Here is a 20109-nt window from a genome sequence, read left to right on the forward strand (position 1 = left end):
ATCGTAGGCAGCCCGTGGCGGTGAGGGAGCATCGGAGCACCGGCGACGTCGTGGCCGGGCTCCTGTCCCTGCTGGCACTGATCGCGCTCGTGGCCGGGGTGCCGACGGCGCTGCTGCGGTTCACCGGCTCGCCGCTCCCCGAGCGCGTGCCCGACGGCTCGGTGTTCACCGAGCCGCTCGACACCGAGACGATCCTGTACGTCGTCACGCTCGGCGTCTGGCTGGCCTGGCTGCAGCTGGTCGTCTGCCTGCTGGTCGAACTGCACGCCGGGGTGCGCGGCATCGGGGTCCCGGCGCGGGTGCCGCTGGCCGGGGCGACCCAGGCGATCGTGCACAAGCTCGTGGTGGCGGTGCTGCTGCTGTTCACCGCGACGACGGCCATCATGCCCGCGTTCGCCGCGCAGTCCCCGGCCCAGCAGCAGCCGTACCGGGTGACGCAGGCGGCCGCCCACGAGGAGATGCGCGGGCAGCACGCGCAGGGCCATCCGGAGCAGCAGCGGCCCGGTTCGCCCGCGCAGGAGCGGGACGGCACCACCGCCAAGATCTACACCGTGCAGCCGCCGCACGGCCGCCACCACGAAAGCCTCTGGGAGATCGCCGAGAAGTGCCTGGGCGACGGGCGGCGCTACAAGGAGATCTTCGAGCTCAACAAGAGCCATGTGCAGCCGGACGGCTCGCGGCTGCAGCAGGCGAGCCTGATCCGGCCCGGCTGGGTGATGGAGATGCCCTCCGACGCCCGCAACACCGAGATCATCCCCAAGTCCAAGCTCCAGGACTACTTCCGCGACGGCAATCCCGACCCGCCGGCGGCCAAGCCGAAGCCCCGGCCCGCGCCCGAGCGCGACGCGGCGAAGGCGGCCCCGCCCGCCGCGAAGCCCGACCCCCGGCCCGGCACGCAGGCGCCCCGCCCGGACCGGCCCGGCCAGGTGCACGCCGACCAGCGGCCCCAGCAGTCGCCCGCGCCGACGCCCGTCCTGGAGATCCAGCCGCAGGCGCAGACCTTCCCCTGGCCCGAGGCGCTGGCCGGGACGTCGCTGCTGGCCGCCGGGCTGCTCACCAGCCTGGGCATGCGCCGCCGCGCCCAGCTGACGCGCCGCAGGCCCGGCCACATGATCCCGCGTCCGGAGGGCGCGAGCGCGCTGGCCGAGCAGGCGCTGCGGATCGGCGCGGACGCCGAGGGCGCGCGGGCGCTGAACCTGGGCCTGCGCCGGTTGTCGCAGGGGCTGGCCGCCCAGCGGCGCACCCCGCCGACCGTCTACGGGGTGCACCTGGGCGCGCGGAGCCTCGACCTGTGGATCGCCCCCGCCGACGAGGACCCGCCGAGCCCGTGGGAGCCCCACGACGGCGGCCAGGTGTGGCGGCTGCACACCTCCGCGCTGGACGTGCTCCAGGAGCGGGACCTCGCCGACGTGCTCGCCCCCTACCCCGGCCTGATCTCGCTGGGCACCAACGAGAGCGGCCGGGTGCTGGCCGACCTGGAGGCCGCGCACGGCCTCATCGCCGTGGACGGGCCGCCCGAGCAGCGCAAGGCGGCGCTCGCCGCGATGGCGGTGGAGCTGGCCACCAACAGCTGGTCGGACCACATGCGGCTGACTTTGGTCGGCTTCGGCACCGAGCTGCAGCAGATCGCCCCCGACCGCATCCGCTGCGTGCCGTCGCTGGCCGAGGCGCTGCCCGAGCTGGAGGCGCGCACCGCCGAGGTGCGCCAGGCGCTGTACGCGGCGGGCGCCGACTCGGTGCTCACCGGACGGTGCCGCGGCGTGTTCGGCGAGGCGTGGATGCCGCACTACCTGGTGACGGCCGACCAGCCGTCCAAGGCCGACGCGGCGCGGCTGGTGGCGCTGGCCAGGACGGGCCAGCGGCTGTCGGCCGGCTACCTGGTCGCCGGCCATGTCGAGGACGCCACCTGGCAGTGGCGGATCGACGAGGAGGGCGAGCTGGACGCCGGGGTCCTGGGCTTCCAGGTCAAGGCGCAGCGCGTCTCGGAGTCGGAGTACCACGCGGTCGCGGGCCTGTTCCGCACGGCGGGGCGCGCCGAGGGCGTGCCGCTTCCGGCGGTGCCGCCGGAGCCCCCTGCGGGCTCGGAGCGCCCCGCCGCCGGCATCAGGATGCTGGGCCGCGTCCTGGTGGAGGCGCCCGGCACGATCGACGAGGCACGCCGCGACATCTGCGCCGAGGTCCTGGTCTACCTGGCGGCGCATCCCGGCGGGGTGCACCCCACGGTGCTGAGCGGCGCCGTCTGGCCGCGCGGCGTCACCGCGGGCGTCCGCGACTCGACCATCGCGATGGCCGCCGACTGGCTGGGCCGCGACTCGCGGGGCAGGCCGAACCTGTACTCCGACGAGCGGGGCAGGCTCCGGCTCGGCTCGGAGGTGCGGGTGGACCTCCAGCACTTCCGCTTCCTGCTGTGGCGTTCGGCGGCCGAACCCGCCTCGGAGGCGGCGTACCTGTCGCACGCGCTCGAACTCGTCCGCGGCCCGTTGCTGGCGGGCCGCCCGAAGGGCCGCTACTCCTGGCTGGCCACCGACGAACTGGAGTACGAGACGGTCGCCCGCGTGGTGGACGCCGCCCACCGCCTGTACGAGCTGCGGACCGCCGAGGCCGACGTCCGGGGCGCCGTCCAGGCGGCGCGCGCCGGACTGCGCCTGGCGCCCGACGACGAGGTGCTGTGGCGCGACCTCCTGCGCGCCACCGAGGCCACCGGCGACCGCACGGCCGTCCACACCGTCCTGGACGAGCTCCGCGGCCGTGCCGATCTCGACCTCCTCCAGCCCGAAACCGAGGCCCTCATCGAGGAGCTGGTCCCCCGGGCCCACGCTCGCGGCGCCTGACGTCCGTCTCGGCGGTGCGGGCGGCCCAGTCGATCCCGAGCAGGGTCCGCCCGCACGCGGTGACGAGGACGGCGCCGTCGGCGGTGAGGGCGGGGCGGGCGGTGGGGGCGCACGGCAGGGGGAAGGAGGAGCGCGGCGCCATCGTCTCCGGGTCGCGCAGTTCCAGGCGGCGGGAGGTCAGCAGCAGGGCGGTGCTCCCGTCCCGCGCGAACACCAGGTGCAGGGCGGCGCGGACGCGCACCGGCGCACCGGCGCGCAGGGTGCGCGGGTCCACCGGCAGGAGCATCCGGGGGCCGACCGCCCAGAACGTACGCCCGTCCGGCGCCGGGACGACGCTCTGGACGGATGAAGGGGCCTGCACCCGGGCGGTCCGGATGAGCTCGCGCGGGTCGAGCACGCTCAGGCCGGTGCCGAGGGGAAGGACGAGCCGCTCGGGCCCGGAGGCGGCGCCGCCGCCTTCGGACGGGGGGACTTCGCGCGGCGCGGGCGGCCACGGGTACGGGACCGCCGCGCCGAGCCCCACCGCCGCGGCCGCGGGGACGTCGTCAGCGCGGAACCGCACCGTCTCGCAGGCCGTGAGGGCGACGGCGCTCAACGCGGCGGCGGCCGCCAGCCCGATACCCGCAGTCTCCATTCGGCAGAATGTAGCGGCACGGGCACGCTCCGTGCCGGTGGGAACGGGAAAAGCTCCAGGTCGGACGTCAGGAGTCGGACTTGCCGACGCCTATGCCGAACTCCCGGTAGATGCGCTCCCAGAAGCCGTCGCGCAGCCAGGTGCGCGCCTCCTGGTAGGGGCGCAGCGAGCGGCCGAGCACCTTCTCGGCGTCGATGAGGAGCTCCTTGTCGATGACCGGGGGCAGGATCGGCCCCGGCAGGAGGTCGCGGATGTTGTCGCGGCCCCGCTCGAACACCCACTTCTGCGCGACGTGCTCGCCGATCTCCAGCATCTGGTTGCGGTCGGGGCCCAGCTTGTTCTCGGGGGCGGGCGCCTTGGCCACGGCGGCGCCGGGGGCCCCGGCCGCGGCGACGGCCGCGGGGGCGGTGCCCGGCCGCGCGGACGCCTGCGGCGCGACCTTGCCCGCGAAGACCTGGGCGGGGGAGGGCACCGGGGGCCTGGGCCCGTTCAGCACGGCGGGCGCGGGCGGGGCGGGCACGGCCATCCCGCCGACCTTGACGAAATAGGGGCGCAGGAAGTCGGCGAGCAGCACCTCGACCGTGTCGGACTCCCAGACCAGCCACTCGGCCTGGTTGGAGCCGTGGGTGGGCTCCACGCCCCACAGGTGCACCCGCACCCCGTACCCCTGGGCGGCCTCGACCGCGGGCAGCATGTCCTCGTCCCCGGCGAGCAGCACCGCGTCGGTGATCGCCCGGTGCTGGGCCAGGGTCTCCAGGTCGGCGCGCAGCTGGGCGTCCACGCCCTTCTGCTGGCCCTGGGCGTTGAGGTTGCCCAGGCGCAGCTTCACCAGCGGCAGGTTGGCGATGACCCGCTGCTCGACGGTCGGCTGCTTGCGGGGCGCGGCGTCGAACCAGTACAGGCGCAGGAGCTCGCCGTTGATCTGCTCGTCGGCGTGCGCGGTCAGCGCCTTGATCAGCTTCTCCGCGTACACCCGGTACTCGCGCCGGGAACCGGCCTCCAGCAGCAGGGCTCCCGAGGCGGCGTAAAGGTAACCCGCGTCGACGAAGATCGCGTAGCGGGCCGGTTGCGGTAGGAACTCCGAGGTGGCCATGGGAAGACCACCCTATGTCCACCAAGGCTTCCCTGTCGGGTACTTGCTCCCCGCGTTTCCGCGAATCCGGAGCGTCAGCCCGGCAGGGCGCTCGCCCGCCACGCCCCGGGACCGGGGCGGAGCGGGCGGCGCACCAGGCGCGAGCGGTCGGTCCAGGCCGACGGGCGGCGCGCCGGAGCGGCGGGCGCCCCCGCGGAACGGGCGGAGACCACCGCGATCAGCGCGGCGATCTCCTCGGGGGTGGCGTCCCCCTTGACGACCTGAAGGAACGGCCGCTCACTCATGCTTCAACCTCCGGCGGGGCGCCTGCCGGCGCGGGTCACTGCGGCGCCGACCGACCACGGCGCCGCTGGGCTACAGCGGGATGTTGCCGTGCTTCTTGGGCGGCAGGGTCTTGCGCTTGTCCTTGAGCGCGCGCAGCGACTTGATCACCTGGACGCGGGTCTCGGACGGCTTGATGACCGCGTCGACGTACCCGCGCTCGGCGGCGATGTAGGGGTTGGCCAGCGTGTCCTCGTACTCGGTGACCAGCTCCGCGCGGCGCGCGTCCGGGTCCTCGGCCGCGGCCAGCTCGCGCCGGTAGAGGATGTTGACCGCGCCCTGCGCGCCCATGACCGCGATCTGCGCGGTCGGCCAGGCCAGGTTGACGTCGGCGCCCAGGTGCTTGGAGCCCATGACGTCGTAGGCGCCGCCGTAGGCCTTGCGGGTGATGACCGTGACCAGCGGGACGGTCGCCTCGGCGTAGGCGTACAGCAGCTTGGCGCCGCGCCGGATGATGCCGTCCCACTCCTGGTCGGTGCCCGGCAGGAAGCCCGGCACGTCGACGAAGGTCAGGACCGGCACGTTGAAGGCGTCGCAGGTCCGGATGAACCGGGCGGCCTTCTCGGAGGCGTCGATGTCCAGGCAGCCGGCGAACTGCATCGGCTGGTTGGCCACCACGCCGACGCTGCGCCCGTCCACCCGGCCGAAGCCGACGACGATGTTCGGCGCGAACAGCGGCTGGACCTCCAGGAAGTCGCCCTCGTCCAGCACCGCCTCGATGACCTTGTGCATGTCGTAGGGCTGGTTGGCCGAGTCCGGGATCAGGGTGTCCAGCTCGTCGACGAGGTCGAGCTCGGCGGCCGGCTCGAACTCCGGCGCCTCGGACATGTTGTTGGACGGCAGGTAGGACAGCAGCGCCTTGACGTAGTCGAGCGCGTCCTGCTCGTCGGGGGCCATGTAGTGGGCCACGCCGGACTTGCTGTTGTGGGTGTGCGCGCCGCCCAGCTCCTCGAACGTCACCTCCTCGCCGGTGACGGTCTTGATGACGTCCGGGCCGGTGATGAACATGTGGGAGGTCTGGTCGACCATGACGATGAAGTCGGTCAGCGCGGGGGAGTACACGTGGCCGCCCGCGTTCGCGCCCATGATCAGGGAGATCTGCGGGATGACGCCGCTGGCGTGCACGTTCCGCTTGAAGATCTCGGCGTAGAGGCCCAGGGCCACCACGCCCTCCTGGATGCGGGCGCCGCCGCCCTCGTTGATGCCGATGATGGGGCAGCCGGTCTTGAGCGCCATGTCGAGCATCTTGACGATCTTCTCGCCGTAGACCTCGCCCAGGGAGCCGCCGAAGGCCATGACGTCCTGGGAGAACACGCACACCTGGCGGCCGTCGACCGTGCCGTGGCCGATCACGACGCCGTCGCTGTAGGGGCGCTTCTTCTCCAGGCCGAACATGGTCGAGCGGTGCCGCGCGAACTCGTCGAACTCCACGAAGGAGCCCTCGTCGAGCAGCGCGTCGACCCGCTCGCGGGCGGTCATCTTGCCCTTGGCATGCTGCTTTTCCACGGCGGCCGCCGAGCCGGCGTGCACGGCTTCGTACCGGCGCCGCTCAAGGTCGGCGATTTTTCCCGCCGTGGTGTGAATGTCGATCTTTTCGACAGGGGGTTCAACCGCTTCCATCGCCATGCGCGCAAGAGTAACCGGGTGCTTCCCCGAGCCTGCGCACCGGGGGGCGGGGAGACTGGTATAGACCAATTATTTCCTAGGTAGGATGGCCCCGTGACCAAGAGCCTAGCCACTCAGATCCGTCTTGACCTGCCCGAAGAGCTGCGCGCGGACGTGCGGCTGCTGGGCTCGCTGCTGGGGCGGGCGCTGGTCGAATACGGCGGCCAGGGCCTGCTGGACGACGTCGAGAACCTCCGCCGCTCCGTGATCGCCGCCCGCAAGGGCGAGCTGCCGGGGGACCGGGTGGCCGAGCTGGTGGCCGGCTGGCCGCTGGAGCGCGCCGAGCTGGTCGCGCGCGCCTTCTCCGTCTACTTCCACCTGACCAACCTCGCCGAGGAGCACCACCGCGTCCGCACGCTGCGCCAGCGGGACGTGGCGGGCGGCGCGCCGCAGCGCGCCTCCTTCGCCGAGGCCGTCGCCGAGCTGGAGGAGGCGGCCGAGGCCGTCGCCGGGCTGGAGTTCCGGCCGGTCCTGACCGCCCACCCCACCGAGGCGCGGCGCCGCGCGGTGGTCACCTCCATCACCCGCGTCGGCGACCTGCTGCACGCCTACGACGCCTCCGGCGCCCACAGCGAGCGCGCGGACCTGCGCCGCAGGATGCGCGAGGAGATCGACCTGCTGTGGCGCACCGCCCAGCGCCGGCAGCAGCAGATGGACCCGCTGGACGAGGTGCGGGTCGCGCTCGCCGCCTTCGACGAGACGATCTTCCGGGTGATCCCCCGGATCTACCGCTCGCTGGACACTGTGCTCAAGGGCGAGGAGGAGTACGACGGCGGCGCCACCCGGCCCCCGCTGGCCCCCGCCTACGTGCGCTTCGGCAGCTGGATCGGCGGCGACCGCGACGGCAACCCGCACGTGACGGCCCAGGTCACCCGCCAGGCCTTCAAGATCCAGTCCCAGCACGTGCTGATCGCGCTGGAGAACGCCGCCACCCGGATCGGGCGGCAGCTGACCGTCCACCAGGACACCACCCCGCCGTCCCCGGAGCTGCGCAACGCGCTGGGCGCGGCCCGCACCGCGCACCCCGAGCTCCTCGGCGAGATCGCCGCGCGCTCGCCCGGCGAGCCGCACCGCCAGTACCTCCTGTACGCGGCCGAGCGCATCAGGTCGACCCGGGTGCGCAACGCCGACCTCGGCTACGGCGGCCCCGAGGAGCTGCTGGACGACCTCGTCCTGCTGCAGGACTCCCTGGCCTCGGCCGGGGCGGCCCGGCAGGCGTACGGCGAGCTGCAGCACCTGGTCTGGCAGGTGGAGACCTTCGGCTTCCACCTGGCCGAGCTGGAGATCCGCCAGCACTCGGCGGTGCACGAGAAGGCGCTGGCCGAGGTGCGGGCGGGCGGCGCGCTCTCCGCGCAGACCGAGGAGGTCCTCGACACCCTGCGGGTGGTCGCCTGGGCGCAGAAGCGCTTCGGCGAGCAGGCCTGCAGCCGCTACATCATCTCCTTCTCCCGCTCGGCCGCCGACATCGCCGCGGTCTACGAGCTGGCGGACTCCCTGGGCCCGGAGGCCCCGGTCCTGGACGTCGTGCCGCTGTTCGAGACCGGCGAGGACCTCGAACGCGCCGTCGAGGTGCTGCGGGAGGCGATCGAACTGCCGCCGGTGCGGCGCAGGCTGGCCCAGACGGGGCGGCGCCTGGAGGTCATGCTCGGCTACTCCGACTCGGCCAAGATCCTCGGCCCGGCCAGCGCGACGCTGCTGCTGTACGACACCCAGGAGGCGCTGGCCCGCTGGGCCGAGGCCAACGACATCACGCTCACGCTCTTCCACGGCCGCGGCGGCTCGCTGGGCCGCGGCGGCGGCCCGGCCGGCCGGGCGATCCTGGCCCAGGCGCCCGGATCGGTGGCGGGCCGGTTCAAGGTCACCGAGCAGGGCGAGGTCATCTTCGCCCGCTACGGGCACCCCGAGATCGCGCGCCGCCACGTCGAGCAGGTCACCCACGCGGTGCTGCTGGCCTCCACCCCGCGGGTCGAGCGCACGGCGCGGGAGGCCGCCGCGCGGTTCCGCCCGCTGGCCGACCGGCTGAGCGAGGCCGCGCACCGGGCGTTCCGCGGCCTGGTCGAGGCCGACGGCTTCGCCGAGTGGTTCTCCCGGGTCTCCCCGCTGGCCGAGATCGGCGAGCTGCGCATCGGCTCGCGCCCGTCCCGCCGCACCGGCGCCAGCACCCTGGACGACCTGCGCGCCATCCCGTGGGTGTTCGCCTGGACCCAGACCAGGGTCAACCTGCCGGCCTGGTACGGGCTCGGCTCCGGCCTGGCCGCCGTCGCCGACGACCCCGACCTGCGCGAGGCGTACGAGGGCTGGCCGCTGTTCGCCGCGATGATCGACAACGCGGAGATGTCGCTGGCCAAGACCGACCGCGACATCGCCGAGCGCTACCTGGCGCTGGGCGACCGGCCCGACCTGAGCGCCGCGGTCATGGCCGAGTACGACAGGACGCTGGAGCTGGTGCTGTCGGTCACCGGGCACACCCGCCTGCTGGAGAACCGCAGGGTGCTCTCCCGCGCGGTGGAGCTGCGCAACCCCTACGTGGACGCGCTCAGCCACCTCCAGCTGCGCGCGCTCGAGGCGCTGCGCTCGGGCGACGTGCCCGAGGAGGACCGGGCCAGGGTGCAGAACCTCCTGCTGCTGTCGGTCAACGGCGTCGCGGCCGGCCTGCAGAACACCGGCTGACCGGTCCCTCCGGGGACGGCCTCGGGACCCCGTGGGATTGGATGGGTGCATGGACGCGTATTCCGACCTCGACCGGCCCCCGTTGAACGAGCGGGCGCTCAACCGCGTACTGGTGCGGGAGGGCTCGTTCTGGCGCGGCGTGCGGGTGGTTCAGGAGACCGGATCGACCAACGCCGATCTGGCCGAGCAGGTCAGGGCGGCGGAGGCGGCCGGCAGGGAGGTCCCCGAGGGGACCGTCCTGGTGGCCGAGGAGCAGACCGCGGGCCGGGGGCGGCTGGGCCGCGCCTGGAGCGCCCCGCCCCGGTCGGGGCTGATGTTCTCGGTGCTGCTGCGTCCGGGCCCCGGCGTGCCCCCGGGACGGCTGGGCTGGCTGCCGCTGCTGACCGGGGTGGCGGCGGCCGCCGCGATCCGGACGGTGACCGCGCGGGCGGGCCGGGGGGACTTCGGCGACGAGCCCGGCGGGCACGTCGTGCAGGCGGGGCTGAAGTGGCCCAACGACCTGCTGGTGGGGGAGCGGAAGCTGGCCGGGATCCTGGCCGAGCGCGTGGACGGCGCGGTCGTCGTCGGGGTGGGGCTGAACGTCTCGCTGCGCGAGCACGAGCTGCCCGTGCCGACGGCGACCTCGCTGGTGCTGGAGGACGCCGCGGTCCACGACCGGGGGATCGTCCTGCGGGCGGTGCTGCGGGAGCTGGCGCTGCGCTACACCGAGTGGCGGGCGGCGGACGGCGATCCGGACGGCAGCGGGCTGCGCGCGGCGTACCGCGAGCACTCGGCCACCCTGGGCCAGGAGGTCAGGATGGAGCTGCCCGGCGGGAACTCCGCGACGGGCACCGCCGTTGACGTGGACGCCGAGGGAAGGCTGGTGGTCGGGACGGAGGCGGGGGAGCGGGCTTTCACTGCCGGTGATGTCGTTCATGTCCGGAATCCGAGACGAGCGGGACAGTAGTGACAACCATCACATAACCTTTGTCGCGCGGCTGTGGCGATCGGTCGTGGAATCGGGGAGTTGAAGGATGTCCGGGCAGGTGCGAGGGTCCCAGGAGCTGGAAGAGCTCCTCCTGGGCGGTGAGCTGAGCTACACCAGGGCGGACGCCGCCGAGCTGACCGGGGTCTCCAGGAAGTTCGCCGAGCGGCTGTGGCGCTCGTTCGGCTTCGCGGGCCCCGCCGACGAGGTGCCGGCCTTCTCCGACAGCGACCTGGACGCGCTGCGGCGGATCCAGGGGCTGATGGAGCGCGGGACGTCCGAGGAGCTCGTCCTGCGCCAGGCCAGGGCGCTGGGCCAGACGATGGCGCGGCTGGCCGAGTGGCAGACCGGCATCCTGCTCGGCTCCGGCTCGGAGTCCCAGCTGCTGAGCGAGGGCTACCTGGCGGAGATGGAGCGGCTGGTGGTCCACGCCTGGCGGCGCCAGCTGGCGGCCTCGGTGGCGCGGGCGCTGGCCTCGGCCAGCGACGGCGACCTGCCGGGCCGCGGCCCGGTGGCGGTCGGCTTCGCGGACATGGTCTCCTTCACCGCGATGAGCCGGGAGCTGAGCGAGCTGGAGCTGGGCCGGGTGGTCGAGCGCTTCGAGGAGACCGCCTCCGACATCGTGGCGGCGCACGGGGCCCGGCTGGTCAAGACCCTCGGGGACGAGGTGCTGTACGCCGCCGACGACGCACGGACCGGTGTGGAGATCGGGATGGCGATCTCCGAGGCGGTCCGGGACGAGACCGAGGTGCCCGACGTGCGGGTGGGCATGGCCTACGGGTCGGTCCTGCCCCTGATGGGCGACATCTTCGGCACCACGGTGAACATGGCGTCGCGGCTGACCTCGATCGCCCGGCCGGGCACCCTCGTGGCCGATCCCGCCCTCGCCGCCGAGCTGGAGGGCGATCCCGCCTACGAACTCGTGCGCATCGTGCGTAGACCGGTACGGGGACTGGGCATCATCCAACCGTACGTCGTGCGGCGCTCCGCACAGCAGTGAAAAAATTCCATTAACACGGAGTCCACCGTTCGTTCATCTTCAAGGGGGACCATCAGCCATCATGAGTGCCACTCCAGGACAGATCTCCCGAGACGAGCCCCTTCCCGAAGATCGCTTCCTGGACCGTGAGGAGAGCTGGCTCCAGTTTAACCAGCGGGTGCTGGAGCTCGCCGAGGACGGGAGCCTCCCGCTGCTGGAGCGGGTGCGCTTCCTGGCCATCTTCTCCACCAACCTGGACGAGTTCTTCATGGTCCGGGTCGCCGGACTCCTCCGCCGGATCGCCACCGGCCTGGCCGTCCGCTCCGCCAGCGGGCGCCAGCCCCGCGAGGTGCTGGAGCGCACCGCCGTCATCGCGCACGAGCTGATGCTCCGCCACGCCGCCTGCTTCCGCGACGACGTCCTGCCCGCCCTGGCCAAGCAGGACATCGAGATCCTGCGCTGGGAGGAGCTGGCCGAGTCCGAGCGCGAGCACCTGCGGCGGCTCTTCCGCGAACGCATCTACCCGGTGCTCACCCCGCTGGTCGTCGACTCCGCCCACCCCTTCCCCTACATCTCCGGTCGGTCGCTCAACCTCGCCGTCGTCGTGCGCGACCCCGACACCGAGGCCCGCCTGTTCGCCAGGGTGAAGGTCCCCGAGATCCTGCCGCGGTTCATGGAGGCCTCGCCCAACCGCTTCACACCGCTCGAGGACGTGATCGCCGCCCACCTCACCCAGCTGTTCAACGGGATGGAGGTGCTGGAGCACCACGCCTTCCGGGTCACCCGCAACCAGGACCTGGAGGTCGACGAGGACATCGCCGAGGACCTGCTCCAGGCGCTGGAGAAGGAGCTGCTGCGCCGCCGCTTCGGCCCGGTGGTGCGCCTGGAGGTGGAGGAGTCCATCTCGACCGAGGTGCTCGAGCTGCTCACCGAGGAGCTGGGCATGCAGGAGCGCCAGATCTACCGGGTCCCCGGCCCGCTGGACCTCGGCGGGCTGAACCAGATCGCCGACCTGGACCGCAGCGAGCTGAAGTACCCGCCGTTCGTGCCGTCCAAGGCGGCGCTGCCCACCGAGGGGAGCGTCTTCGCCGCGCTGCGCGAGCGGGACGTGGTCGTCCAGCACCCCTACGACTCCTTCGCCACCAGCGTGCAGCGCATGGTCGAGGAGGCCGCGGCCGACCCCAAGGTGCTGGCGATCAAGCAGACCCTCTACCGGACCAGCGGCGACTCCCCGATCGTGGACGCGCTCATCGACGCCGCCGACGCCGGCAAGCAGGTCGTGGTGGTCGTCGAGATCAAGGCGCGGTTCGACGAGAGCGCCAACATCGAGTGGGCGCGCAAGCTGGAGCAGGCCGGCTGCCACGTGGTGTACGGCTTCGTCGGCCTCAAGACCCACTGCAAGCTGCTGCTGGTCGTCCGGCAGGAGGCCGACGGCAGCCTGCGGCGCTACTGCCACATCGGCACCGGCAACTACCACCCCAAGACCGCGCGCCTGTACGAGGACCTCGGCCTGCTGACCGCCGACCTCGAGATCGCCGAGGACGTCACCGAGCTGTTCAACCACCTGACCGGCTACTCCCGCCAGGTCAGCTACCGGCAGCTGCTGGTGGCGCCCAACACCCTGCGCAGCGGGCTCGTCCTGCGCATCGAGCGCGAGATCGGGCACCACCGCGCGGGCCGCCCGGCGCACATCCGCTTCAAGTGCAACAGCCTCGTGGACGAGGTCGTCATCGACGCGCTCTACCGAGCCTCGCAGGCCGGGGTGCCGGTGGACGTCTGGGTGCGCGGCATCTGCGCGCTGCGCCCCGGGGTGCCCGGCCTGTCGGAGAACATCCGGGTGCGCAGCGTCCTGGGGCGCTTCCTGGAGCACTCCCGCATCTTCGCCTACGAGTGCGGAGGCAAGCCCGAGGTGTGGTTCGGCAGCGCCGACCTCATGCACCGCAACCTCGACCGGCGGGTCGAGGCGCTGGTGCGGGTCAACGACCCGGCCCACCGCGACGAGCTGCTCCGGCTGCTCGACAAGGGCGTCGCGACCGACACGTCCTCCTGGTGGCTGGACGGCGACGGGGTGTGGACCCGCCACAACGGCGACGCCGAGGCCCCCGCCCTGGACATCCAGACCCACCTGATGCGCTCGCGCCGCTGGAGAACCGTGGATGGCGGCTGACCCTCCGATCAGGGCCGCCGGGGCCGTGCTGGGCCGCCGCGACGGCGCGGTCCGCGAGGTGGCGCTCGTCCACCGCCCCCGGTACGGCGACTGGAGCCTGCCCAAGGGCAAGCCGCACGCCGGCGAGCACCCCCTGCGCACCGCGGTGCGCGAGGTCGCCGAGGAGACCGGGGTGACGCCCCGGCTCGGCCCCCGCCTGCCGTCGGTCGAGTACGAGACGGCCAAGGGGCTCAAACGCGTCGACTACTGGGCGGCCGAGGCCGGCGAGGCGGCACCGTTCCTCGCCGGAGACGAGGTCGACCGGTGGGAGTGGGTGCCGCTGGAGGAGGCCTTCGGCCGGCTCAGCCACGCCCCCGACACCGCGGTGCTGGAGGCCTACGCGGCGCTGCCGGAGCGCACCCGCCCGGTGGTCGTCCTGCGGCACGCCTCGGCGGGGGAGAAGCGCGACTGGCGGGACCGCGACCTCGTCCGCCCGCTGGACGACAGGGGCCGCCGGGAGTCGGCCGAGATGTCCCGGCTGCTGCGCGCCTACGCGCCGCGACGGGTGTTCAGCTCGGCCACCGCCCGGTGCCTGGAGAGCCTGCTGGACTACGCGTCCGCGCTGGACGTCCCGCTCCTGGCCGAGCAGGCCTTCACCCTGGGCTCCACCACGCCGGAGCGGGCCGCCGCCCGCTTCGGCGAGCTGGTCGGCTCCCGCGACGACGGGCTCGACGGGCTCGTCGTGTGCACGCACGGGGAGCTGGTCCCCGTGCTGGCGCGGGAGGCCTGCCCGCGGGACGGGCTCCCGGCGGACCCGTCACTGCGCAAGGCGTCCTTCTGGGTCTTCCACCGGGAGCCCGGCCCGGACGGCGCGGTCGTCTCGGCGGAACGCCACGCCGTCGGCGACCGGTACGGGGCCTAACCCAGCCGCGGGAGGGCCAGGGCGCGGGCGTCGGCCCAGGCCGCCTCGACCTCGTCGCGCGCGCGCCCGGCCTCGCAGTGCTCCAGCCCGTACAGGGCGCCGAGGCCGAAGGCCTCCTGCACCGAGGCGGGTTTCACGGCCCTGAGCTGCTCCTGGGCTATCACTCCGTCCTGGAACCTGCCCAGCACCTCCTGCAGGGACTTGGCGGCCTTGGAGACGGTCCTGGCGTCCTTGCCGAGCACCTCCTGGACGGCGTCCGCGGTGTAACGCACCCGCTTGGCGGCCTTGCGCGTCTCGTGGCGGGCCTCGTCGGCCTCCTCCGCCGAGGGGGCCTCGCCGATCGCGGCGTGGGCGTTTTCGAGCCGCCTCCAGCTGCGCCGCAGGAGGGCGCGCAGCTCCTCCTCGGCGTCGCGGTGGGCGCGCTTGGTGAACGGGGGCGCGGCCAGCAGCCGGTCCAGGGCGTCGAGGAGGGTGAAGTACCGCTCGCCGGAGAGCTCCTCGCGGACGGCGGCGTAACCCTTGCGTTCGCGCTTCTTGATGCGGCGCAGCCAGGCGGGGTCGGCCTCGCAGACCTCCGGCAGCGAGGCGAGCCGCTCGCTGAACCGCTCGTGCAGCACCTCGGCGTCCCTGACCTCGCCCAGCACCGCGGCCAGCCAGCGCAGCTCGGGCTGCAGCGGGTCGGTGACCGCGCGGTCCAGCAGGGGGCGGCCGCTGGCCAGGACGCTGCGCAGCCGCCGCACCGCCACGCGCATCTTGTGGACGGCGTCGAACTGCTCGAGACGGACCCGGGGGTCCCAGGAGAGCAGGTCGTCCACCTGCGCGGCGAGGTGCCGCAGCAGCGCGTCACCGGCGCGGGGGCCGTCCCAGGCGGGCGGGGCGGCGATCCGGGACGCCAGCAGCCTGCCCAGCTTGGAGGAGCCCGCGGAGCGCCGCGCTCCGGCCTCGTGCAGCCGGGAGCCGACCTCGGCCAGGAGCGCGGGGTCGCCGGAGACCAGCTCGACCTCGATCTCGCGCCAGGACGAGCCGCCGGGGGTCCCGGCGATCGTCCCGGTGACCAGGTCGTCGGCGACCTCGGCGAGCACCTCGCCGGACGGGGAGCGCAGCTCGCGCACGGTCCGCACGGTGGTGAGCGTCGCGACCGGCCGCACCTCGCGTCCCCGCACGTAGGCGTGCAGGAGGCCGGCCAGTTCCGCGGGGAGGGAGTCGGAGAGAGGGGCCCGATGCTCGCGCTTGGCGTCGGGCCCCGCGGGGATCTTCAGATGCCACCCCGCGTCCGTGCCCCCGGTACGGCGGCGCAGGGTGAGCTTGCGGGCGGCGAGCCTGAGGTCGTCGGTGTCGTGGTAGACGGCCTCCAGCTCGTGGATGACGGGTTCGCCGACCGCCGCAAGGTCGCTCAGGTCCGGCAGGACGAATCCGCTGTCCGCGTCGAACTTGAGCTCGACCTCCAAGTGCTCGGTCATCCCGACCATCCCTTCCGCCGACTACCGGGGAATCCAGGGTGTCACGCGCGGATAACGGATGGAACAGGTCAGTTGTAACTGTGGCCGTGGACGTGGTCGGGGTCGGTGAAGCGCTGGATGTACAGCGGTTCGCCGAGCTTCTCCAGCAGGCCCAGCTCGGTCTCCAGATAGTCGACGTGCTGCTCCTCGTCCGCGAGGATGTGCTCGAAGATGCGGGCCGAGGTGACGTCGCCCTTGCGGCGCATGACCTCGATGCCGCGGCGCAACCGGACGATCGCCTCCATCTCGATGACCAGGTCGGACTCGAGCTGCTCCTTGACCGTCTGGCCGATGCGCAGCGGATTGAGCTTCTGGTAGTTCGGCAGCGCCTCGAGGAAGAGCAGCCGGTCGGTGAGGACCTCGGCGTGCTTCATCTCGTCGATGGACTCGTGCCGGGTGTGCTTGGCCAGCTTCACCAGGCCCCAGTTCTCCTGCATCTTGGCGTGCAGGAAGTACTGGTTGATGGCCGTCAGTTCCGCGGTGAGCTGCTCGTTGAGCAGCGCGATGATTTCGTTATCGCCTTCCATGACTACATCCAAGCACGGTTCCACGGCATGACGACAAGCCCGACGGCGTGTCGCCGTCAGGCTCGTGCGCCGCTCAGCGCGGCCCGCTGTCAGGGAGGGGGTCAGGCGGCGGGCTGCTTCACCCCCTTGCGGGCGCGGTGCTGCCGCTGCGGCCGGGCGGGGGCGGGGTCCTCGCCCTCCGCCGCGATCGCCGGCGCGGCCTCCGGGCTCCGCTCGTCGTCTTCGGCGGCGACCGGCTGCAGGGAGGCGGGGCCGCCGGTGAGGGCGTCCATCAGCTCCGAGGCGGTCCGCCACTCGCTCACCATGGTGCGGATGCGCCTGGTGCAGGTGCCGCAGCCGGGCTGCATGCCGCAGCCCTCCTTCACCGCGCGCGTGGTCTTCGCCCCGGCCGCGAGGCACTCGTGCACGGCGTCTTCGGTGACGGCGTTACAGATGCACACGTACATCGCGAAATCCTTAGGGGCGGTGATTAGGTTAGGCATCCCTAAGTTACATGAGGCTTGCCTTGCCTGACCAGACCCCTTCCGCCTCCCGCACCCGGTCTCCGGCACGGGGTGGCGGGTAAAAGCCCGTAAAACAAGGCACTCCAGGGCTTTGATCTCCTGGAGTGATGTAGGTCACATTTCGCTCATCGCTGCCTGCGCGCCCGTTCCCGCGCGGAGGAGACCGGCGCATGCGCGCTCCTGCGGCGCCCCCACAGCACCCAGCCGGCCAGCACGGTGAGGTTGGCCGAGAAGAAGAGCAGGAGGAGGTTGTGCCGGTCGAGCCAGCGCCCCTTCAGGGGCTCGTCGATGACCGGCAGCCCGAACAGCAGGGTGAGCAGCCAGGCGAGGATCGTCAGGGCGGCGTCGGCCAGGGTGTACCACCAGACGTGCTTCCCGCCCTCGACCAGGAGCCAGGCGGCGCCCGCCCAGGCGAGCAGGCAGGAAAAGATCATGAAGACGCCGACATAGCCCTCTATCTCGAAACCGCGGGGCAGTCCGAGGACCTGGGTCGAGAGGATGCCGCCGAACAACATGGCCCCCACCGCCCGCGCCACCTCGGGGTGGGGCTGCACCGGCGTCCGGGACATAGGGGTTTTCCTCCACAACAGTGGGATGATTCGTATTTGAGTTTGTACTACGAGTGGCAAACCGCAGGTCAAGCCTGTGTGCTTGCCCAGGAAACGTTCATGAATGGTCCTACGATCGGTGCATGACCTCAGTACTGCTCGCCGAGGACGACACGTCCATCTCCGAGCCTCTCGCGCGTGCGCTGCGGCGGGAGGGCTACAACGTCGAAGTGAGCCCCGATGGGCCCCAGGCCCTGGAGAGGGCCCTCGGTGGCGGCGTCGACCTCATAGTGCTGGACCTCGGGCTGCCCGAGCTCGACGGACTGGAGGTGGCGCGCCGGGTCCGCTCCGAGGGGCACGGCGTGCCCATCCTGATCCTCACCGCCCGGGCGGACGAGGTCGACACGGTGGTCGGCCTGGACGCCGGGGCCGACGACTACGTCACCAAACCCTTCCGGCTGGCCGAACTGCTGGCGCGGGTCCGGGCACTGCTGCGCAGGGGCAGCACCGAGACGCCGATCGTGCAGGGGGTCAGGATCGACGCCGAGTCGCGCCGGGCGTGGATGGGCGAGAACGAGCTGCAGCTGACCACCAAGGAGTTCGACCTCCTGCGCGTGCTGGTCCGCGACGCGGGCAAGGTGGTCACCCGCGAGCAGATCATGCGCGAGGTGTGGGACACCAACTGGTGGGGGTCGACCAAGACCCTCGACATGCACATCTCCTGGCTGCGACGCAAGCTGGGAGACGACGCCGCCAGCCCCAGGTACATCACCACCGTGCGGGGCGTCGGCTTCCGGTTCGAACGCGGAGACTGAAGACGACTCAGGCCGCCTCCGCCGGCCATGGGGGATGAATGAGACGCCGACTCGTACTGTCCACCCTCGGGGTGGCGGTCACGGCGATCCTTCTGCTCGGCATCCCGCTGGCCTACGTGGTCAGCAAGCTCATCTACGACGATGCCAAGCAGGGGTTGGAGACCGCGGCCGCCAGCCTGGTCAAGGAGGTGGAGGTACCGCTGGGTCAGGGCCGCAGGCCCGACCCGGCGCAGATCTCCGGCGCCTACCCGAACCTGTACGTCGAGATCAGGCTTCCCGACAACACGACGGAGACGGCGGGCCGGCCGCTCGAGGGGCCGGTCATGTCGGCCGTCAGCAGCCGGGGCGACGTCATGGTCACCGTCCACCGGCAGTACTCCGAGGTGCGCGACGAGGTGCTCCGGCAGCTGCTGCTGATCGCCAGCCTGGTGCTGCTGGGGGTGGCGATCGCGACCGGGATGGCGATCCTGCTGGCCCGCAGGCTGACCCTGCCGCTGGTCGACCTGGCCGACACCGCCGCCGGGCTGGGGACGGGCAACGCCAGGCCCCGGCGGCGCCGCTACGGAATCCCCGAGGTCGACACCGTGGCGGAGGTCCTGGACAACAGCGCGGTCCGGATCGCCGACCTGCTGGCGGCCAGCCGGGAGTTCGCCTCGGACGCCAGCCACCAGCTGCGCACCCCGCTCACGGCGCTGACCATGCGCCTGGAGGAGATGATCGAGGCCGCCGACTACCCCGACGTGGTGCGCGAGGAGGGGCACGCGGCGCTGGCCCAGGCCGAACGCCTGGTCGCGGTGGTGGAGCAGCTGCTGGCCAGGGCGCGGCACGACCGCACCGGCCAGGCGGTGCCGACCTCGATCGATCTGGTGATCGAGCAGCAGGTCGAGGAGTGGCGGCCGATCTTCGCCAAGGACGGCAGGCAGATCAGGATCGAGGGCGAGCCGGACCTGGTGGCGGTGGTGACGCCCAGCTGCCTGTCGCAGGTCCTGGCCACCCTGCTGGACAACTCCCTCATGCACGGGGAGGGCACGGTCACCATCCACACCCTGCTGACCCGGCAGAACGTGATCATCGAGGTGGGGGACGAGGGCCCCGGGGTCCCGCCGGAACTGGCCAGGAAGATCTTCGAACGGAACGTCAGCGGGGGCGGCGGCACCGGGCTCGGGCTCTACCTGGCCCGTTCGCTGGCGGCCGTGGACGGCGGCAGGCTGGAGCTGGTGCAGCCCAAGCCCGCGTTGTTCGCCTACCTCATGCGGCGCAAGGAGGACGCCCAGCTGGCCTCCGAACGGGTGGTCAGCGGCCCGGTCTGACCGGGGAGCCCGCCCGCGCGGTCCGGTGGCGTCCGGGGGCGGGCACGTCCGGGACCGCCTGCCCGGCCGGGAACGGCGGGTCCGGCGCGGGGCGCTCCGCCGGGGGCCGGCCCTCCTGGACCGTCCGGACGGCGGGCTCGGGCGCCATGAACACCCACTTGCGGTACGACCAGAAGCGGAAGACCGTGGCGGCGCCCGTGCCGACGATCAGCGCCAGGTTGGAGGCGATCGCCGTCCGCTGGTCCAGCACGTAGTAGCCGAACCCGATGAAGACCTGGGTGATGACCAGCCCGATGCCGTTGAAGGCGAAGAACAGCATGTACTCCCGGCCCAGGCCGCTGCGCTCGCGGTGGCGGAACGTCCAGTACCGGTTGGCGAAGTAGGCGAACGTGGTGGCGATCACGGTGGCCAGGGTGGTCGAGGTCATCGGTCCCAGCCCGAGCCCGGTGTGGAACACGTTGAACGCCGCGAAGGTGATCACGAACGAGATGGCGCCGACGCTGCCGAACTTGGCCAGTTCGCGGGCCATGCGGCGCAGCCGCGTACGGAGGTTCACCAGGAGGCTCACAGCAGAACGACCAGCCCTTCGGTCACGGAGTGTCCGCACACGCGGTGTGCGACGAGAACAGAACGTCACCCCGGTTCACGGACATTCCCGTCAGAGGGAAGCTCGGGGGGAGCG

Annotated in this window: 17 protein-coding genes; 8 read left to right on the plus strand and 9 right to left on the minus strand. The window is 72.6% G+C overall.

Annotation, left to right across the window (positions count from 1 at the left end; all coding sequences use genetic code 11):
• The first annotated feature begins 20 nt into the window (after window positions 1–20).
• Window positions 21–2831, plus strand: a complete 2811-nt coding sequence (locus C2865_RS37375; protein ID WP_232836029.1) for a hypothetical protein — start codon at window positions 21–23, stop codon at window positions 2829–2831.
• Here the strand turns inward: C2865_RS37375 and C2865_RS37380 are convergent.
• The 4 genes from C2865_RS37380 to C2865_RS37395 all read right to left on the minus strand — a co-directional run bounded on the left by C2865_RS37380 (window position 2788) and on the right by C2865_RS37395 (window position 6505).
• Window positions 2788–3465, minus strand: coding sequence for a hypothetical protein (locus C2865_RS37380; RefSeq protein ID WP_106403500.1), 678 nt, complete (start codon window positions 3463–3465; stop codon window positions 2788–2790). The two genes, C2865_RS37375 and C2865_RS37380, sit on opposite strands and share 44 nt — an antisense overlap.
• Before the next feature lie 67 nt (window positions 3466–3532).
• A complete protein-coding gene (locus tag C2865_RS37385) occupies window positions 3533–4558 on the minus strand; it encodes an NYN domain-containing protein (protein WP_106403501.1) in 1026 nt (341 codons plus the stop codon).
• 74 nt (window positions 4559–4632) lie between these two features.
• On the minus strand, window positions 4633–4842 hold the full coding sequence (locus C2865_RS37390) for an acyl-CoA carboxylase subunit epsilon (protein ID WP_106403502.1): 210 nt from the start codon (window positions 4840–4842) through the stop codon (window positions 4633–4635).
• Between the two features lie 70 nt (window positions 4843–4912).
• Entirely contained in the window at window positions 4913–6505 is a 1593-nt protein-coding gene (locus C2865_RS37395) for an acyl-CoA carboxylase subunit beta (protein ID WP_106403503.1), read from the minus strand.
• Window positions 6506–6598: 93 nt separating this feature from the next.
• Here C2865_RS37395 and C2865_RS37400 point away from each other — a divergent pair, with 93 nt between their 5' ends.
• The 5 genes from C2865_RS37400 to C2865_RS37420 all read left to right on the plus strand — a co-directional run bounded on the left by C2865_RS37400 (window position 6599) and on the right by C2865_RS37420 (window position 14225).
• On the plus strand, window positions 6599–9214 hold the full coding sequence (locus C2865_RS37400) for a phosphoenolpyruvate carboxylase (protein WP_232836030.1): 2616 nt from the start codon (window positions 6599–6601) through the stop codon (window positions 9212–9214).
• 49 nt (window positions 9215–9263) lie between these two features.
• Window positions 9264–10160 carry a biotin--[acetyl-CoA-carboxylase] ligase gene (locus C2865_RS37405; protein ID WP_106403504.1) on the plus strand — a complete coding sequence of 299 codons (897 nt, stop codon included), beginning with the start codon at window positions 9264–9266 and terminating at the stop codon, window positions 10158–10160.
• A 67-nt stretch (window positions 10161–10227) separates the two neighbouring features.
• Window positions 10228–11178 carry an adenylate/guanylate cyclase domain-containing protein gene (locus C2865_RS37410; protein ID WP_106403505.1) on the plus strand — a complete coding sequence of 317 codons (951 nt, stop codon included), beginning with the start codon at window positions 10228–10230 and terminating at the stop codon, window positions 11176–11178.
• Window positions 11179–11239: 61 nt separating this feature from the next.
• Window positions 11240–13324, plus strand: a complete 2085-nt coding sequence (locus tag C2865_RS37415) for an RNA degradosome polyphosphate kinase (RefSeq protein ID WP_106403506.1) — start codon at window positions 11240–11242, stop codon at window positions 13322–13324.
• Window positions 13314–14225 (plus strand): NUDIX hydrolase, encoded by a 912-nt coding sequence (locus tag C2865_RS37420; RefSeq protein ID WP_106403507.1) that lies wholly within the window; start codon window positions 13314–13316, stop codon window positions 14223–14225. Before C2865_RS37415 ends, C2865_RS37420 begins: the two co-directional genes overlap by 11 nt.
• Here C2865_RS37420 and C2865_RS37425 read toward each other — a convergent pair.
• The 4 genes from C2865_RS37425 to C2865_RS37440 all read right to left on the minus strand — a co-directional run bounded on the left by C2865_RS37425 (window position 14222) and on the right by C2865_RS37440 (window position 17323).
• The gene (locus tag C2865_RS37425; RefSeq protein WP_198653874.1) at window positions 14222–15685 is read right to left on the minus strand and encodes a CYTH and CHAD domain-containing protein; all 1464 of its coding nucleotides are present in this window, start codon (window positions 15683–15685) and stop codon (window positions 14222–14224) included. The genes C2865_RS37420 and C2865_RS37425 overlap by 4 nt on opposite strands.
• A 68-nt stretch (window positions 15686–15753) precedes the next feature.
• Window positions 15754–16251, minus strand: a complete 498-nt coding sequence (gene bfr, locus C2865_RS37430) for a bacterioferritin (protein WP_106403509.1) — start codon at window positions 16249–16251, stop codon at window positions 15754–15756.
• 101 nt (window positions 16252–16352) lie between these two features.
• Complete coding sequence (locus tag C2865_RS37435; RefSeq protein WP_106403510.1) at window positions 16353–16697, minus strand: (2Fe-2S)-binding protein; 345 nt, start codon at window positions 16695–16697, stop codon at window positions 16353–16355.
• A 182-nt stretch (window positions 16698–16879) separates the two neighbouring features.
• Window positions 16880–17323 carry a hypothetical protein gene (locus C2865_RS37440; RefSeq protein WP_106403511.1) on the minus strand — a complete coding sequence of 148 codons (444 nt, stop codon included), beginning with the start codon at window positions 17321–17323 and terminating at the stop codon, window positions 16880–16882.
• Window positions 17324–17445: 122 nt separating this feature from the next.
• On the opposite strand from C2865_RS37440, the gene C2865_RS37445 reads away from it, so the two are divergent.
• Both C2865_RS37445 and C2865_RS37450 read left to right on the plus strand, forming a co-directional pair.
• A complete protein-coding gene (locus tag C2865_RS37445; protein WP_106403512.1) occupies window positions 17446–18117 on the plus strand; it encodes a response regulator transcription factor in 672 nt (223 codons plus the stop codon).
• 38 nt (window positions 18118–18155) lie between these two features.
• Entirely contained in the window at window positions 18156–19427 is a 1272-nt protein-coding gene (locus C2865_RS37450) for an ATP-binding protein (protein ID WP_106403513.1), read from the plus strand.
• On the opposite strand, the gene C2865_RS37455 is transcribed toward C2865_RS37450, so the two are convergent.
• Entirely contained in the window at window positions 19411–19983 is a 573-nt protein-coding gene (locus C2865_RS37455) for a GtrA family protein (RefSeq protein ID WP_232836031.1), read from the minus strand. The genes C2865_RS37450 and C2865_RS37455 overlap by 17 nt on opposite strands.
• Window positions 19984–20109 lie beyond the last annotated feature (126 nt).

Origin of the sequence: Actinocorallia populi (genome assembly GCF_002995495.1) — a bacterium.
Taxonomy (GTDB): domain Bacteria; phylum Actinomycetota; class Actinomycetes; order Streptosporangiales; family Streptosporangiaceae; genus Actinocorallia; species Actinocorallia populi.